At 44.3% G+C, this 18,056-nt stretch carries 13 protein-coding genes and 1 pseudogene; 8 read left to right on the forward strand and 6 right to left on the reverse strand.

The window, feature by feature from the left end:
• Positions 1–63: 63 nt before the first annotated feature.
• A complete protein-coding gene (locus DP_RS10990) occupies positions 64–420 on the reverse strand; it encodes a hypothetical protein (protein ID WP_011189394.1) in 357 nt (118 codons plus the stop codon).
• A 121-nt stretch (positions 421–541) separates the two neighbouring features.
• A complete protein-coding gene (locus DP_RS10995) occupies positions 542–1,057 on the reverse strand; it encodes a lipocalin family protein (RefSeq protein WP_011189395.1) in 516 nt (171 codons plus the stop codon).
• Between the two features lie 458 nt (positions 1,058–1,515).
• Here DP_RS10995 and DP_RS18995 point away from each other — a divergent pair, with 458 nt between their 5' ends.
• Both DP_RS18995 and uvsE read left to right on the forward strand, forming a co-directional pair.
• On the forward strand, positions 1,516–2,106 hold the full coding sequence (locus tag DP_RS18995) for a ferredoxin-thioredoxin reductase catalytic domain-containing protein (RefSeq protein WP_011189396.1): 591 nt from the start codon (positions 1,516–1,518) through the stop codon (positions 2,104–2,106).
• Between the two features lie 22 nt (positions 2,107–2,128).
• Positions 2,129–3,049 carry a UV DNA damage repair endonuclease UvsE gene (gene uvsE / locus DP_RS11005; RefSeq protein ID WP_011189397.1) on the forward strand — a complete coding sequence of 307 codons (921 nt, stop codon included), beginning with the start codon at positions 2,129–2,131 and terminating at the stop codon, positions 3,047–3,049.
• A 154-nt stretch (positions 3,050–3,203) separates the two neighbouring features.
• On the opposite strand, the gene DP_RS11010 is transcribed toward uvsE, so the two are convergent.
• Both DP_RS11010 and DP_RS11015 read right to left on the reverse strand, forming a co-directional pair.
• The gene (locus DP_RS11010) at positions 3,204–3,383 is read right to left on the reverse strand and encodes a hypothetical protein (protein ID WP_041277917.1); all 180 of its coding nucleotides are present in this window, start codon (positions 3,381–3,383) and stop codon (positions 3,204–3,206) included.
• Between the two features lie 604 nt (positions 3,384–3,987).
• A complete protein-coding gene (locus DP_RS11015; protein ID WP_011189398.1) occupies positions 3,988–5,139 on the reverse strand; it encodes an iron-containing alcohol dehydrogenase in 1,152 nt (383 codons plus the stop codon).
• 366 nt (positions 5,140–5,505) lie between these two features.
• On the opposite strand from DP_RS11015, the gene DP_RS11020 reads away from it, so the two are divergent.
• The 5 genes from DP_RS11020 to DP_RS16980 all read left to right on the forward strand — a co-directional run bounded on the left by DP_RS11020 (position 5,506) and on the right by DP_RS16980 (position 12,108).
• Positions 5,506–6,387, forward strand: coding sequence for an AraC family transcriptional regulator (locus tag DP_RS11020; RefSeq protein WP_041277919.1), 882 nt, complete (start codon positions 5,506–5,508; stop codon positions 6,385–6,387).
• Between the two features lie 628 nt (positions 6,388–7,015).
• Positions 7,016–8,335: a lysine 2,3-aminomutase gene (gene kamA / locus DP_RS11025; protein ID WP_011189400.1), complete on the forward strand. Its 1,320-nt coding sequence runs from the start codon at positions 7,016–7,018 to the stop codon at positions 8,333–8,335.
• Positions 8,325–9,185: a putative beta-lysine N-acetyltransferase gene (ablB, locus tag DP_RS11030; RefSeq protein WP_049785082.1), complete on the forward strand. Its 861-nt coding sequence runs from the start codon at positions 8,325–8,327 to the stop codon at positions 9,183–9,185. The genes kamA and ablB overlap by 11 nt, the downstream gene beginning before the upstream one ends.
• Positions 9,186–10,448: 1,263 nt before the next feature.
• Complete coding sequence (locus tag DP_RS16975) at positions 10,449–11,225, forward strand: TIR domain-containing protein (RefSeq protein ID WP_011189402.1); 777 nt, start codon at positions 10,449–10,451, stop codon at positions 11,223–11,225.
• 133 nt (positions 11,226–11,358) lie between these two features.
• Positions 11,359–12,108, forward strand: a complete 750-nt coding sequence (locus DP_RS16980; RefSeq protein ID WP_011189403.1) for an amidohydrolase family protein — start codon at positions 11,359–11,361, stop codon at positions 12,106–12,108.
• Positions 12,109–12,907: 799 nt separating this feature from the next.
• Here DP_RS16980 and pepN read toward each other — a convergent pair.
• A complete protein-coding gene (pepN, locus tag DP_RS11055; protein ID WP_011189405.1) occupies positions 12,908–15,511 on the reverse strand; it encodes an aminopeptidase N in 2,604 nt (867 codons plus the stop codon).
• Between the two features lie 330 nt (positions 15,512–15,841).
• On the opposite strand from pepN, the pseudogene DP_RS11060 reads away from it, so the two are divergent.
• A pseudogene (locus DP_RS11060) lies at positions 15,842–17,064 on the forward strand (LL-diaminopimelate aminotransferase).
• 41 nt (positions 17,065–17,105) lie between these two features.
• On the opposite strand, the gene ispH reads toward DP_RS11060, so the two are convergent.
• Complete coding sequence (gene ispH, locus DP_RS11065) at positions 17,106–18,047, reverse strand: 4-hydroxy-3-methylbut-2-enyl diphosphate reductase (RefSeq protein WP_011189407.1); 942 nt, start codon at positions 18,045–18,047, stop codon at positions 17,106–17,108.
• Between the last annotated feature and the right edge of the window lie 9 nt (positions 18,048–18,056).

Here is an 18,056-nt window from a genome sequence, read left to right on the forward strand (position 1 = left end):
TCAAAGGGTATACCTTTTTTTATGATATCAAGACTACCATGCAGCATGGTAGTCTTGACTTAATCAATGAATCAAAAAATCTTCTAAATTATTTTTTCCATACTCAATTGTGCTATCTGTATTTTTTATTTGTTTAGCAATTGTGGCCATAATAAGTTTAACCCCGTTTGTCTTTTCGGGATCTGTGAGTGGAAATAATCTAACGGTAAGGCTCGATTTTTTTTGTGAAAGTTGAACAAAAAAGTTTTGATTAACTCCATTCTCAATCGCTAAAGATTCGATCAAGGCACTCTGCTCGCTAGCATTAATGTATTTATCTACAACCTTTAATATTCCACCGTCTATCTTATTTGCGAAAGGCTGTACAGCATCAAAAGCGGCTTTGGTTGAGTTTATGTTTTCCAGAACAATATGTGGCATATCTCCTCCTCTGTTTTTGATTAAAGTATTTAGATTGTATCCATTACTGAATAGCTAGGTTATATGAGCAACTTTTCCTTATTGCTCCACTTCTATAAAATAATCTTCCCACCTGTTGCTTTTATTTCTGTTTCACATAAATGAGTGCCTCCGTATCAAAACCTTTCTCTTTTGCAGTTTCAACAAAGTGGCTTATAATTTCTTTTTCAACCTTAGGGGTGCGCGAAAGTAGCCAAAGATAGTTGTGATTAAATCCGGAGACATAGGCATATTGATAATTTTCCTCATCAAGACCGAAAACCACATACGAGCTGTAAAAAGGTCCAAAAAAAGAGACCTTGAGGTATCCCTCATTAATTTCCCCAGCTAAAAAGGCCTTTCCGACCGCTTCTTTCCATTCATTCTTTGTATTTGAAAAACCACGATTAACAACCTTTACCTGACCATTGCCAAGAGAGGTGTATTCAGCACTAACCTGCTCAAGACCTCGTTCAAAAGAATGATCTAAGCGGGCAACTTCGTACCACTTCCCGAGATATCTATTCAAGTCGAACTGCTGTATAGGTGATACATTTTGTGGATATCCGCCACAACCACTAAGCAATAGCGACAAGACACCAAGCAACCATTTAGACATGGGGCACCAATCTCCTTTAAAAACAAATACCTACATTTTTTTTTGATTCGGCCAATAAAAGAGACCAGGTAACAGGCTCGCTTGTTAGGCTGACACAGCTTTCTCATCTTTGATTTGACACTTGACAACATTCTCAAACCTAGAGACCTATAACTCATTATGCACATCCTTTTTTAAAAAATAAAGGTTACTGTGACGCCAAAAACTCTCCCAAGAAGGATATTGCTTTAAATGTAAGATACAGTAGTAATATCTCACATCTAAACGTAGTCATTCAATTAAAGAGATACCATGTATTTGGGGAAGTATTTACCGGCAATATTCTATTGCACCTTATTCTTTTATATAGTGTACGCTTTAAATAAGTATACTGATGTGGCTACTCTGAATTGGCTGTATCAATGACATTCAGTATGAGTATCAAAAACAGGGGAAGTTTTCATGGGGTGTAAGATAAAATGACTGATAAAAAGATAGTCCTATACAGCTTGACTACTTGTGGTTTCTGTCAGGCTATTAAGAAAATGTTTGATGATCTCGCGGTAGGCCACCTTTGTATACAGGCTGATGAATTGACTGGGGAGGAAAAAAAACAAGCATTAAGAGACCTCAGGAAGGTTAACCCTAAGTGTTCATTTCCAACTGTGGTCATAGATGAAACAGTTGTCGTGGGACCTAAAATTCAGGAAATAAAAGAAAAAATAGGGATTCGTACTGAGGTAGATGAACTCTATGAGGTGCTTAAAAAGAAAAATGAGCCAAAAGGATATTATCTAAATGGAGATAGAGAGAAAACATTTGAACTTATTCGAGGCCTCTTAACCAATAAAAAGCGTTATGGCTATATGGCTTGTCCCTGTCGGCTTGCTTCTGGGGACAGGAATAATGATCGTGACATTATCTGTCCCTGTCTTTATCGAGAACCGGATGTAAAAGAATTCGGCAGTTGCTACTGCACTCTCTATGTGTCAGCTGACTGGTATACTGGGAAAATTGAAAGGCAAGAAGTTGCAGAGAGGCGGCCTCCTGAACACTATGAGTTAGACTAATGATTCAAGCGGGGAAAGAAAAATGATTCGACTGGGATTATGCTGTATATTCCGTGAAGAGCCTATCCGCTTTCGCCAGACAACTGCTACAGCACTAAAAAAGACGTCAAGGCGGGAGCAGTTAGAAAAGCTCTCCTCTATTTGTTTGAAAAACCTACTGAGCTTAAGTAAAGCGTTAGAGTGGGTTATAGCACATGAAATAGGAGCTTTTCGTGTTTCATCTCCGCTCTTTCCGAGATTTACCCATCCTGGTGTTGGTTACCAACTGAATGAGCTGCCGGATCACAAAGCACTCATCACGCAGTGCGATAAGATACGTACACGCAGGAAAGAATCAGATATTCGATTAAGCCTTCACCCTGATCAATTTAATGTTCTCTCTTCTCCGCATTCAGAAGTTGTAAAAAACACCATTAAGGAACTGGAATATCAAGGGTTACTAGCAGAACTTATTGGGGCGGATGTAATAAATATCCATGGTGGAGGAGTGTATGGTGACAAAGCCCTTGCCCTTGGAAGACTAAGAGATAATTTTACATTGTTGTCTGCAAGAGTTCAAACTCGGCTCACCCTTGAAAATGATGATCATTCTTATACGCCTGCTGATCTGATATCTGTTTGTGATGATATGAAGATCCCATTTGTGTACGATGTACACCATCATCGATGTTTGCCTGATCGGTTATCGATTAAAAATGCTACGACTGAATGCGTAAGAAGCTGGAATAATATTGGTCGTGAACCATTATTCCATATTTCTACAGCTCTCAACGGGTATGGTTCTTCAAAGCCTCAACCTCACGCTGATTTTATAAATATAAACGATTTCCCGCAAGAATGGCTTCATCTGGATGCAACAGTCGAGGTTGAAGCAAAAGCAAAAGAGTTGGCTGTACTCAGGCTTAAAAATGACCTCAATTTATTGGGGAAAAATGTACATTAAAGACAACTAAGATTGAAAATATTCAACGACCAAAGGAGGACCATAACAAGCTCTCCCTTTTTTGATGTAGACCTGTCTCTTTATCAAAAAAATCCCCCTTGGGGCTTAGCAGCTTCAAGGGAGATTTTATTTATAACAATAAGGCTCGAACGGTTTACCAACTGTCACCAAGCACTACATTCAAATCCATGCAATTTTTTTGTTCTTCTTCGGTCAGATCTTCCTTTTTTTTAATTTGACCGAGATCCTCTATATAGCAGGCATACTCCGTACCATTCTTGTCTTGAACCCACACCATTTTTTGATACACTTTTGAAATGATTTCACCTTTCATAGTAACTCCTTCATCCAGTGTTTATAAAATTAGGATCAGTCATTGAATCAGACTGCCTGTTGGTGCTACTCAAATACTTTTCTTATGAAAAATACTATATATAATTAGTCTAGTGATCTAACATTAAAAAGCAAGCCTGAATTATTAATCGTGATGTCCCCCAAAGCCTCACCTCAAAAATGCTTTAAAACGAATAAATTGTAAAGATTATGAATAACGGATAAAAAATTCAAATCAATAGTGAACTTTGAACCCGTGAGTTGACTTTTAAACAAGGGATCAAAGAACTTCGTATGTTTACAAATAAAGAATTAACTAAATATCCTCTTGTATTATTTAGATTTATTATGCATGCTGGGCCATTTTTTTGGTTGTGTTACCAATTTATTGTTTAGTGAAATTCTCGTTCGATATATGCAATTACCTTATCATGCCACTCAGTACCACCGAAAAAACGGCAAGACATGTAGCCATATCAAAACCTTAGAATTATACTCTGCCATCTCTTCAACGTTTTGCATCACGACCAAAAAAAGGGAGGAGCCATAAAACGCCGCCCTCCCCTCCTTTATTTTTCTGAAACTATACCAAGTCCGCTCCAGATTTAGAAATTAATCGCTGTTCCGTCGTAGCATGCCTGGTAGATTGCCTTGATCTCTTCAAACGTAGGTTTTCTGAGGTTGAAAAGGGTACAGGGATCGTTCAGTGCATTCTCAGTCAGAGTATCCAACTTTGCTTCCCACTCTTTCTCACCAATACCATACTCTTTGAGTGACCCTACAACACCTGCAGATGCTCGGAGGTTTGATACTTCCTGGGCGAACTCTTCAGCAGTTGATTTGCCGGACAGAGCTGCAAGATCGGCATACTTATCTGTTACCTTGGAATTGAAACGGATGACGTTAGGCATAAGAATAGCATTACCACAACCATGAGGTATACCGAAAGTTCCACCAATCTGATGTGACATGGAGTGAACAATTCCCAGCCATACATTGGTAAATGCCATACCTGCCATGCAGGAAGCATCGTGCATTGCCTGGCGGGCTTCCAGGTTTTTGGGCTCTTCTACAACAATGAGGAGATTCTTGAATACCAGGTCAATAGAACCTTTGGCCAGAGAATCGCTATAACGGTCGGCAATGTTTGAGGCATAAGCTTCCACGCCATGGCTCAGGGCATCAAGTCCGGTATTTGCAGTTACATGCTTAGGCATGCTAGCGCAAAGCTCGCCATCAATAATAGCCACGTCAGGAGTCAGCTCGTGAGAAACGATAGGGTATTTTGTACCTTTCTCTCTGTCTGTAATTACGGAAAGACCGGTGATTTCTGTACCTGTACCGCTTGTTGAGGGAATTGCAACGAAATAAGCCTTATTACGCAGGGCCTTAACAGCAAATGGAGCTGACAATTCTTCAAGCTTTGACTCAGGATACTCGTAAAAAACCCACATTGCTTTAGCAGCATCGATGGCTGAACATCCGCCCAATCCGACAATAACATCGGGCTGTTCCTCGGTGAAGAACTCTGCTCCTTTAAGAACTGTCTCAATAGATGGATCAGCTTCTACACCGGAGAAAACAACAGATTCAATGTTTGCTTCAGAGAGGCAGTTCTGAGTTCTTTCCAGAGCTCCGTTTTTCTGAACTGAGCTACCACCAATGACAATAACTGCTTTGCTGCCTTTCAACCCTTTAAGATTCTCAAGAGTGCCTAAGCCGTGGAATATTTCTTTTGGAACAATAAATTTCGCCATTTTTATTTCTCTTCTGTTAACGACAATTAAAAAAACGGGCTGTTATTTTGTTAAAGCACCTGTGCTTTGCTTCCCGTTTCAAGAGGGGCGGCTACTTCCCGCCCTGTTCAATTCTTTTTTAATAAAGGTTCGGCCCGGGAGCCGCCCTACATTTTGTATCTAGCCACTGCCACGCGCTCAATGTGGCTGCTGCTGAACTGTGGGGAGAATATACGCTAAGCCAAGGAGCAATGGAATATCTGTTCCTGCTTAAATATTGCCTAATTCTGCTGAGAATGTTTTTTTACTGCATGTTTGATTGCATTTACATGCTCATATATGGCATGGTGTAAATTCAGACTAAAGGCTTTGGATGGGAGAAACATTATGTCCAGTATGATAGCGTTGCTTGATCAGCTTGTTAAAAACGAACTGTTTACAGATTCAAAATTACCCGGTGTTCGATTTTTTATGTCTAACCAGCACATTCCCCGCACACCCCTTGTTTACGATCCCGGAATATTTATTGTGGCTCAGGGGCGAAAGATTGGTTATCTGGGAGTCAGTATTTTCCAGTATGATGCGAATAATTATCTTGTCACCTCAGTTCCCATGCCCTTTGAATGTGAGACCTTTTCCACTCCAACCGCTCCATTTCTCGGGCTTTACATTGACATCAACATAGCCACACTTCATGAATTGATCGGGATCATGGGGTTGGATGGCGACTTGCGAAACATACAGATGAGTGAGGTGCCTAAAGGTGTGGGGCCTGCTGAACTTGATGAGGATATGGGTGATGCGGTTGTAAGGTTGTTGAAATGTCTACAGTCTGAAACTGAAAGCAAAATTCTGGGACCGGGGCTGATAAAAGAAATACTGTATCGGGCACTTTGCGGAACCCAGGCCTCATCTCTTTGCGCACTGGCTACACATACAGGAAATTTTGCCAGGATATCCCATGCACTCCGATCGATACATAACGATTATGCATCCAAGCTTGATGTTGAACGCTTATCTCAACTTGCGAATATGAGTGTGTCTACATTCCATCGGGCCTTCAAGGAGGTAACCTCGGAATCCCCAGTTCAATATCTTAAAAAAATACGATTGAGCAGGGCACGCGATTTTATGCTGAACGAACAGATGAAAGCATATATTGCAGCCGATATGGTTGGGTATGAAAGCGCTTCACAATTTAGCCGTGAATTCAAACGGTATTTCGGACAAAGTCCAGCTGACATGATACGAGAGTCACGATCGGCTTGATGTCACTTTGATCCCTTCTATCCATTTTGTTTTTGTCTTCGTGGGAAAGATACTTTGACACAACGCTTACTGTTCCTCGTATTACAACGAGTTAATATGGACTCGACAATGTCGGGGGAGGATCATAATGATGAATAAGCAACAAAGTCAGGAAACCGGAATAACAGGTTATATATCATAGATATAGGCTGATTTAAAATTCCTTACCAAGCATAAAAGTTCGCACTTTCAACTATTTAACAATTGACATTTGCCAATATCTTTGTTAAAAGATATCACTCTTTGTCTTGGCGGCGTTCGCTTCCTGAACGGACCGATCATAGACCCGCAGTTGAGGTGGACTGTGCTTACCCTTGGTAGGTTCGGGACGAATCCTCTTTCTTCTGGGCAGCACTGGCTTGAGGCACTCCGCTTCAAGATTGGGTGCGGGTGGCCCTTACCTGTAAAAAAAAACAGCACTTCAATCTTCGGGCACTCTGCTGCCTGGCCTTCCTATTTATCTGTGGCACGAGCTATTCCGTCATATTTCATTTTGTTTGCCTTATGCAGGTGTCCTCCTAACGTCTTCATTTCCCTATGGGGAATTGTAGAATTTTGTTTAGTTAATACAAGCAAAGGAGAACAGACAATGCCTATTTACTCAAATACTCAGCAGAATATTGCTGAGCAACTATCAACAGAAAAAATAAACATATCCAAATGGATGGATTGGAAATGGCAACTGAGAAACAGCATTAAATCAGTTGAGCAGTTTGAAAGCCTGCTTGGCATTGAAATGGACGAGAAATACCGAAAAAAAATTAAAGAGACACTACGTAAATTTCCTCTGTCGATAACTCCTTATTATCTTTCTCTGATCAATAGCGAGGATTACAGCAACGACCCGATTTTTATCCAGTCCTTTCCGTCACCGAAGGAATTGGACATATCCCCGCATGATATGGAAGACCCTCTTGCGGAGGACAAGGACAGCCCTGTTCCCAATATCACTCATCGCTACCCGGACCGGGTTCTTTTGCAAGTCAGCAACACATGCGCAATGTACTGCCGGCATTGCACCCGAAAACGAAAAGTCGGCGATGTTGACTCTATCCCGCTTAAGCAGGAAATACTTAATGGTATTGAATATATCAGACAGACTCCTGTCATCAGGGATGTTCTCCTCTCCGGTGGTGATCCTCTCATGCTCTCTGATGATTATCTTGACTGGATCCTCTCAGAACTTCGCACAATTCCACACGTTCAGGTCATTCGTATAGGCTCCAGAATGCCGGTCGTATTACCTTATCGTGTTACTGATAGCCTTGTCGCGATGCTCAAAAAGCATCATCCGCTCTGGGTTAACACCCACTTTAATCATCCAAGAGAGGTCACTGCCTCAACTCGTGAAGCCTTAGCTAAGTTAGCAAATGCAGGCATCCCTCTTGGCAATCAAAGTGTATTGCTTGCTGGTGTAAACGACTGTCCCCGCATTATGAAGAGCCTGGTTCATAAACTGGTAGAAAACAGGGTTCGCCCCTACTACCTCTATCAATGTGACCTAGCTGAAGGACTCAACCATTTCCGCACTCCAGTAGGTAAGGGTATTGAAATATTGGAAAGTCTGCGTGGCCATACTAGTGGTTTTGCAGTACCTACCTATGTGGTAGACGCTCCAGGCGGAGGGGGGAAAATTCCACTTAACCCAAATTATCTGGTTTCCTTTTCTACAAATAAGGTCATACTGCGCAACTATGAGGGGGTCATTACAACTTATCAGGAACCAGACAGCTATGAGTCTACCTTTTGTGATCGCAAATGTGCTGATTGCAACCTGCAATTATACCTTAATGACGCTGAAGAGTCTCGAGCCATTGGAATAGAAAAACTGTTGGCAGACCACGACCGGACAATTTCTTTGGTGCCTAAGAAAAATGAACGTATGGAGCGGAGAGACAGTGAGCGATAAGATAGAAATGTTTCGGGACTCCGTTATACAGCATGGACCGGAGAATGATCGCGTGTACGTTATGAAGACGACACGAACCGACTGCCAGGATGTTATTCACTATGCCCTCAAGCTGGCCGACTCTAATGGCTACTCTAAAATTTTTGCAAAGTTCCCGGAGAGCTGCAAACAGTTCTTTGAGCAAAACATGTTCATTGAGGAAGCCAAAGTACCAGGACTCTTCAATGGAGAGGAGTGTGGCTACTTCTCTGGCAGATACATTGATTTGGCACGCAAGCTTGAAACCAGGCCTGAACTGATTGAGCAAGTAATTGAGGCCGCCCATAGCAAATACTCCGATGGGGTGGAGTCACACATGCTCTCCCCTGGACTTACATGCCGGATCATGAACAGAAACGACATTAATACAATGGCGTTTCTGTTCAAACAGGTTTTCCCTACCTATCCATTCCCAATTCATGATCCGGATTACCTGGCAACGACCATGGAACAAAATGTCATCTATCACGGCATTTTCAAGGGAACAGAACTCATTGCCCAGTCGTCTGCTGAAATCGATTTCAACGCCCGCAATGTTGAAATGACCGATTTTGCCACACACCTAAACAGCCGTGGCAAGGGCCTTGCGACCTACCTATTGGCAGTAATGGAAGACGACGTCATGAAAAGAGGCGTGCAAACCGCCTATACAATTGCCAGGGCATACTCCTTTGGAATGAACAGCACCTTTGCCAAGCGAGGTTATCAATATGCAGGTACACTCACCAATAACACCCAAATCTCAGGGCAACTTGAGAGCATGAATGTTTGGTACAAACAAATTCATGGTTATATGGAGGGCAGGGCATAATTCCCTTTAACACTTGCAGTAAAATTATAAAGATTGATACCGTGGAAATGGCCGGGACATCAAAAAAGTGAATATTTGTGAAGAGTAGAACAGCTGGCAGGGGCAAAACAGACTCCTTCTCAATACAGCCTTTGTCCTTCTCTGTGCGGGCATCCTGAGAGCACCGGAGAAGAGCTCCCCTGCCCATGGACAGCGATCACAAACGCTTCTACAGCATGGAAAAGAAGGAGGCCGAGCAGCACTGTATGTCGTGCCATGGACCTGCCAAGGAAAGCCCCCTCCCCGCCGAACATCCGTCAAAGTTTCGTTGCCTCTTCTGCCACACTCGGCCGGTGGAGAAATAGCTATGACGATAGCTGTCAGTTATCAGCTGTCAGCTGTCAGCTGTCAGCTAAAAGAAGAAAAAGAAAACAGCAGTTAACCACAGAGGGCACAGAGAACACAGAGGAAATTAATTAAAAAGCACAGAAAAACAGGACTTGCTGGAGATTATAGCTTAATCGCGGAATGGCGAGTTCAAAAGAAAAGCAGTTAACCACTGCTTAGAGGACACAGAGGGGGAAATATTTAAACTGCTCAAATGGAGAAAAGAGCATAACTGAGCTGTAGTAGCCCTTGCTGATCAACTCGATTTATCCCCTCTTACAAAAGATCCATGCCCTTCACTGCCTTTTCTTACATCCCCGTTTCACTGCTCCCCTGCCTACGGTAACTTCAAATTATGCTATTGCAGTTCCTGACAGTTCATAACTAATAACTCGCCCATTCCGCTACGCGTCACTGCTAAAACTGATAGCTTGCCATTCAGCTAACATTTCACTCCTACAGCTGACACCTTTTTTCAACGTGTTGCTTGAGAGCGTTTTTAACTTTTTAGGAATAGGGATGGTGTTGAGTGCTTGTTTCTGGGTACATCAGAGACCTTCCTCTTTGATGCTAGGTAACAGAGGAATCCTTGTACCTCTTTTGTGCCCATATTCTTTGGGGTGGTCTGCATACTTGTAGTGCTGTAAATATCTGATGACCCAAGAGTAGTAGCTTCTCTCTGTGGTGAATGAGTAGTAGTGAAAGCGCAAAATCTCCTGCACCTGTCCCACAAGTTTTAAGTTAGGATTAGGGGGAATCAAGCTTGCTTTTCATCTTTGCCTCCTCTATATTCAGATCTGCAGAAAAAAAGAGGTACTATAAAAGTAATATGCCGAAATTTTTCTACTTATCAACACTGTTAGCTTGATTTTCATACTATTGGTTACTTTATAAATTATGCAAAAAAATAAAACATATAGAAATGTTAGATTTAGAACAGATGCGCTGAAAGAGGCTTATAAGAAGCTTTCGGAATTTGCCGTGCAAAATGAGCTAGAAATAGATTGCGTAATATTATCAGTTGAGCATGATGACTCTGAATGGCACTATGATACTCAAGACGAATTCTTTTCAGATTATAGAAAGTATCAAAACTCTGCATCTTTTCGACATTGGTGTAATAAGTTGTCCGTTCATGTAAATGTTTCTCCAACTTATACAGTAATCGAAGTCAGTAGTAGTGATAGGGCTTTTATATATAGTATTTTTGAAATATTTGAAAAATACGCCACAGAAGATTATGTTACGCCTTCTCCTGAACTTGAAGAAAATCTGACAGTTTTTATCGGTCATGGTGGATCAAGCCAATGGCGGGATTTAAAAGATCATCTCCAAGATAAGCACAATATAAAGATTGAAGCATACGAAACTGGTGCTAGGGCTGGTCACACGATCAGAGACATTCTTGAAGATATGGTTAATAACAGTACATTTGCTTTGTTGGTAATGACAGCCGAAGATGAACAAGACACAGGCCAATTGAGAGCAAGGCAAAATGTAATCCATGAAATCGGTTTGTTTCAAGGGAGGTTAGGGTTTAATCGGGCTATTGTTTTAATGGAAAATTCAACCGAAGAATTTTCTAATATTGCAGGTGTCCAACAAATTCGATATAGCAACATTACTGAAACTTTTGGTGAAGTACTCGCAACCATCAAGCGTGAGTTTAATTAAGTTAACAAGGCAATTAAACGGAAAATTTACAGTTGGCTGTTTTTCGTTCCTCAAACATTATAGCCAACTATAATTTTCCGCTTAGTGCGGCGTTATATTCAAAAACAATAGGCCTCTGTGGATAAAGAACTTCATGGTGTTTTTGTTGTTGTTGGATGATCACCGCCTGGCCTGGAAACTCCGACAGTACTGTCCCCTGAAAATGCAACGGTTTCAGGTCGACAATCCCCAAAAAGCAGGCACCTCTCTGGGCCATTATAGTGATATGAGCGAATTGGATGAGTATATCCGAGAGGCCCTACCTCCCAAGGAGCTGCGCTGTGCAGAAGATGGCCATAATAGAGAGGCCCATAAAATCAACAATGACTACCAGCATCGCCAAGATGTGCGAGAACGAGGCTCGGAAAAGATCTTTAAAAAATATGAGGCCACAGGAAAGTTAGATAAATACGAGACAATTTGTGACGACGACCTTCTCCTCTTAGAGCTGATCCAAGACTCTCTCATCCAAAAGATATGTGATAAAGAGATCATCATCGAAACCAATCCCACCTCCAATGTCTATATCTCATTTTTGGGTGATCATGCCGAGCATCCCATATTCCGCTGGCATCCTATTAACAGGGAAGACTTGAATACAGGTGCTCGCTTCAACCCCCATGGCCTGCGAACCAGCAAGGCCAAGGTCTGTATAAACACCGATGATCCGGCCATCTTTGTCACCAGTCTGCCCAATGAGTATGATCTTCTTAAGAATGCCGCACTTTCGAAGCATTCTCATAATCAGGAAGAGGTTGAGGTGTGGTTGGAGGGGATTCGTAAGACAGGCCTCGATATCTTTGACTACGACCATCTGGAGCATGAGTATAGTAAGATTCAATGAGTTACTGACAGCTACCAGCTATAGCAGTGGAGCGTAGCGAAATGGCGAGCTATCAGCTAAAAGCTGTCAGTAGCAGCAAAGCGTAGCGAAGTGGCGAAAAACAAAAGTACCAGAGCAGGCACCTGCAAAGCCTGACCTGGAGACAAAATGCTCCTTACAGGTCTCTGCAAAGGCTCTCTCAGCAATAAAGTAGCCCTTGCGGGTTCACGCAAGGGCTGTCGGAGCAATAAAATGGTCTTTGCGGGTTCATGCAAGGGCTGTCGGAGCAATAAAACGGCCTTTGCAGGTTCATGCAAGGGCTGTCCGCTTAATAAGTTAGCCTTTGCGGGTTTGCGCAAGGGTGTTTTATTAGTTTTGCGGATCTCTGCAAGGTGTTTTATTAGTTTAGGGCTTTGCGGGCTTCTGCAAGAGGGGGATCGCACGGAGCTGAGCACCGGAGAAGTTGGCGAAAACCGAAAAGAAGTTAACCACAGAGAGCACTGAGAACACAGAGGGAAGAATATTTAAACTGCTAAAAAACTACAGGAAAGATAAGGTCATAGGTGTTTCAACAATAGAGTCTTTGCGGGCGAGACAGGCGGCCCAGGATAAAGCCGAGTGTTACGAGTGGGCAGGACGGATTTACCGAGTAGCTTTAGAAATTAAGCACAGAGGACACTGAGAGAAAAGCATAGTTGATCTGTTCCAGCCCCTACGAAGTAATCCTTTTTTTTCATCCTACAAAACTCTGTGTTCTCTGTGTTCTCTGTGGTAAATGTTTTTTAGCCTGCCGGGACAGAGTCCCGGCAGGTTAATACTTTTAGAGCAACTTGCTTACCACCTCGTGAACATCCGTTGAGAGATTTTCGGTGGCCAGAACCCGTTGCATCTCTTCTTTGGCGCGGAGTTGATGCGTCTCATCATATTTGCGCCAGCCGGTAAAGGCCGATGAGAGTCGGGCGGCTATTTGAGGGTTTGCCCTGTGCAGGGCAATGATATTATCGGCCAGAAAGGCGTAGCCGGCTCCGCTGACATCGTGGAAGCAGAGATGGTTATTGTTGGCAAAAAAGCCAATAAGGGCTCGGACCTTATTGGGGTTGGCCATGGAGAACTGAGGGTCTTTCATCAGTTTCTTCACTTGAGTCAGGGTATCCCCCACGGTTGATCCTGCTTGAATGGCAAACCACTTATCCATGACCAGAGGGTCTGCCTGCCACTTGTTGTAAAAATCGGCAAGTAACTCCTTCTTAAGGGGAGATTCCGTATCAACCATGGCGGCCAGGGCGGCGATGGCATCGCTCATATTGGTTGCGCTATGGTACTGGTCGGCACAGGTCTGCCACCAGTCGGACATGGTTACTAAATAGGGCAGTACCGCATTTTTTATTGCCCTTCGTCCCATGGCGGCAGGAGTTATGGAGTAGGTTGTCTCTTCCTGATTCTCTCGATAGACCCTGGCCAAATCGTCTTGGCACTGTCGGGCAATCTCACTACGGACAAAGTCATGGGCCCTATGCAGATTCTCCACATCTACCTGCGCCATCAGGGAGGCTAGATAACGTTCTTCGGGGAGACGAATGGCCTGGGCCACCAGGCTCTGGTCACCAACTGCCCGCAGATTTGCCTGCATGGCCTCAACAAAGGCAGGTTTAAGGGTCAAAGTCTCACCTCTTTGCAACTGGTCCACCACCCTGAGAATGGTTTTAATGGTGAGGCGTTGACTTGCATCCCAGCGATTAAAGAGATCGCTGTCGTGGGCCATGAGAAAGACCAACTCGGCAGAGGGTTGAAATGGCTTAACTCGTACCGGGGCAGAGAAGCCGCGGAGGAAAGAGAGGACAGGCTTTTCCTTGATACCTTCAAAGAGAAAACACTGCTCAGTCTCCTTAAGATGGAGCACCCTGGTACCCTCGGCCAGCAGATCCTGGCCGTTTTCTCCAAGCAGACCCACCGCTACGGGAATATGAAAGGGGGCCTTGCTCTCCTGGCCCGGGGTGGGAGGACAGGTCTGGCGAATATAGAGACGATAGGTCTCCTCGTTGTTATTCCACTCTTCCTTCACCTCAAGACATGGGGTACCTGCCTGGGAGTACCAGTTACGAAAGAGGAGAAGATCAACGCCGGAGGCATCCTCCATTGCTGCCACAAAATCATCGCAGGTTACGGCCTGACCATCGTGACGGACAAAATAGAGGTCCATGCCGGCCCGAAATTTCTCTGCCCCCAGCAGGGTATGGATCATGCGGATCACTTCGGCGCCCTTATTATAGACGGTGGCCGTATAAAAATTATTTATCTCCACATAGGCATCGGGACGAATGGGATGGGCCATGGCCCCGGCATCCTCCTTGAACTGATGGTCGCGCAGGACTTTGACATCGTCAATGCGCTGAACGGGCCGTGAGTTCATATCCGAGGAGAACTCCTGATCGCGAAATACGGTCAGTCCTTCTTTAAGGCTGAGCTGAAACCAATCACGACAGGTCACCCTGTTACCGGTCCAGTTATGAAAATATTCATGGGCGATAACACCTTCAATCCCCAGATAATCGCGATCGGTGGCTGTTTCGGGCAGGGCCAGGACATATTTGGAGTTAAAGACATTGAGGCCCTTATTCTCCATGGCCCCCATATTAAAATCATCCACGGCCACAATCATAAAAATATCAAGATCATACTCAAGACCAAAAACATCCTCGTCCCACTTCATTGCTTTTTTCAGGGAGACCATGGCGTGGTCACACTTTGTCTTGTTTCGTTCTTCAACAAATATCTTCAGGGCTACTTCTCGACCGAAACGAGTGGTAAAACTCTCCTCAATGGCAACAAGCTCACCTGCCACCAGGGCAAAGAGATAGGATGGTTTGGGGTGTGGATCCTGCCAAAGGGCAAAGTGTCTGCCGCCTTCAAGTTCACCTGCATCTATCCTGTTGCCATTTGAGAGCATTACGGGACAGGCCTTTTTGTCGGCTTCGATACGGGTGGTAAAGGGGGCAAGGACACAGGGACGATCAGGATAGTAGGTAATCTTGCGAAAGCCCTCTGCCTCACACTGAGTGCAGTAATTACCGTTTGTTCTATACAGTCCCTCAAGAGAGGTGTTCTTATCCGGATAGATCTCAGTCACCAACCGGAGTATAAAATTTTCTGGTACATCTGCAATACGCAGGAACTTATCCGTTTGCTCATAGTCGTTTTTATTAAGAGTGCGACCATCAAGGGCGACCTCCTTAAGAAGAAGCTCTTCACCGAGCAGGAGAAGACCCTCGGCAGGGTTCCCATCCGGGTTTTGTCTGTAGGATACCGTGGCTGTAACCACGGCTCTCTCTGCAAAGAGTTGGAACAACAGCTCAGTTTTTTCCACTAAAAAGGCGGGGGAGGTATAATCTTTTCTATAAATTGTCTCATGCTCTGGAGATTGCATATCTATCCTTTATCTATATTATTCATACAAAACATGTACCCTTCATCCCGTCAAATCAAGCTTGCCCTCTTTCGTTCTCTTTTTTTCTTTAAAAAAAGAATTTTCAGCAAACAAATATAAAAAAAACAGACAAAAACACGGGTTGAACGACAGAAATCAGTTGACACATGAACCGCGAAAATTATATCTTATCTAAAAAGAGAATGTGACCCCATGGGGTCTTTACTTCTCAAACACCATGACTAGATTGTGCCATCTTATATAAAATATAAGACGCCTTTTTCGAACCTATCTGGCAACAATCATTGTAAGAAAACTTTAGAGGATGACATGATAACAATCAATGAAAATTATTTAAAGCTCCAAGCCTCATACCTTTTTTCCGATATTGCAAAAAGAGTTGCTACCTTCCAGGAAGAAAACCCTGAAAAAGAGGTTATTAAACTTGGTATCGGTGATGTTACCAGGGGTCTCACCCCAAGCGTTATTGCCGCATTCCACCAGGCCGTTGACGAGATGGCAAATGACAGCACCTTTCACGGCTATGGCCCCGAGCAGGGATATGCCTTTTTACGGGAGGCCATAGCTGAAAATGACTTCCAGAGCCGTGGGGCGGGTATCGTAGCCGATGAGATCTTTGTCAGTGATGGTGCCAAATGCGACACCAGTAATATTCAGGAGATATTCTCTGCCGAGACAAAAATTGCCATCCCTGATCCCGTATACCCTGTATATCTCGACACCAATGTTATGGCAGGACGCACCGGACTCTTTGCCGATGGCAGATATCAAAATATCGTCTACCTTGACTCCACCAAGGAGAACAACTTTGTCCCGGAACTTCCTACGGAAAAGGTTGATCTGATCTATCTCTGCTTCCCCAACAACCCTACAGGTTCCACCATCACCAAGGCTGGCCTGAAAAGATGGGTTGACTATGCCATAGAGAACAAGGCCCTGATCCTCTTTGATGCAGCCTACGAGGCCTTTATCCAGGACGATACCCTGCCAAAGTCCATCTATGAAATAGAGGGCGCTGACAAGGTTGCCATTGAGTTTCGTTCTTTTTCTAAGAATGCAGGCTTCACCGGCACCCGCTGTGCCTATACCGTTGTACCCAAGGCCTGTATGGCCTACGACAGCGAGGGTAACAGCCACTCCCTGCACAGTATGTGGAACAGACGCCACTGCACCAAGTTCAACGGGGTAAGTTACCCTATTCAACGGGCCGCTGCCGCCACATATACCCCCGAGGGCAAGGCTGAATGCAAAGAGCTCATCGATTACTATATGGCCAATGCCAAGGTTGTCTGTCAAACCATGACAAGCTGGGCTACTCCTATGTGGGCGGAGAAAACTCTCCCTATATCTGGATTGATGGTAAAACAGATTCCTGGGAGTTCTTTGATATGCTCCTCAGCAAGGCGGGGGTTGTCTGTACCCCGGGAGCAGGATTTGGCACCTGCGGAAATGGCTATATTCGCATTTCCGCCTTCAACAGCCCGGAAAATATAGAGAAGGCAATGGCAAGAATCACTGAAGCTCTCTCCTAGAAAGAGAAAAGGCGATAGAGAAAATCTCTATCGCCTTTTTATTAATCAATAAGGCTTGCCGCCTTAAAATGAACCTTCTCCTGTTGTCCTGTCATCTCTGTTATCTCGTAGCGTCCTCTCTTCAGCAACCAGACGACAACTCCCTCCACCAGGCTTTCCGGTGCCGAGGCTCCGGCCGTAATGCCCACTCGCTCACAACCCCTAAACCAGGATTCTTTTAAATCTTTAAAGTCATCAATGAGATAAGCCGGTGTTCCTGTCTCCGTCCCCACCTCACGAAGGCGATTAGAGTTGGAGCTGTTCTTTGAGCCAACCACCAGAATAAGGTCGGTACAACGGGCCAGAGTTCTCACCGCATTTTGCCGATTCTGGGTGGCAAAGCAGATATTTGATTTTGGCCCCTGCAAGAGGGGAAAGCGCCGTCTTAAAACCACAAGCACCTGCTCTATATCATTTTCGGCCAGGGTTGTCTGGGTAACAAAGGCTATCTTTTCGGAATTATTGACCTGCAACTTCTCTGCCTCTGCCGCCGTTGCCACCACATAGACCTCACCTGTCACCCTTCCGGCAGTGCCCTCCACCTCCGGATGTCTATGGTGGCCAATAATAACCACCGAACAGCCCTCGGCATGATACTTCTCAACCATGCGGTGGACACTGCTCACCAAGGGACAGGTGGCATCAATGGTTTTGAGGCCAAGCGCCTTTGCCCGTTTCTCTATCTGCAGGGAAACGCCATGGGCACTAAAGATACAGATGGCACCGGCGGGAATCTGCTCCAGCTCTTCGACAAAGACAGCTCCTCCCTGGCGAAGATTATCAATAACATGCCTGTTGTGGACAATTTCATGGAGGACATAGACGGGTTCTCCATGTTCCTTGAGGGCAAGCTTTACCGTTTCAATGGCACGCTCGACGCCGGCACAAAATCCCCTGGGGGAGGCAAGTCTTATCTCAAGCTTTTTGTCAGATTCTGAAGACATATAATATCC

Origin of the sequence: Desulfotalea psychrophila LSv54 (assembly GCF_000025945.1) — a bacterium.
Taxonomy (GTDB): Bacteria; Desulfobacterota; Desulfobulbia; order Desulfobulbales; family Desulfocapsaceae; genus Desulfotalea; species Desulfotalea psychrophila.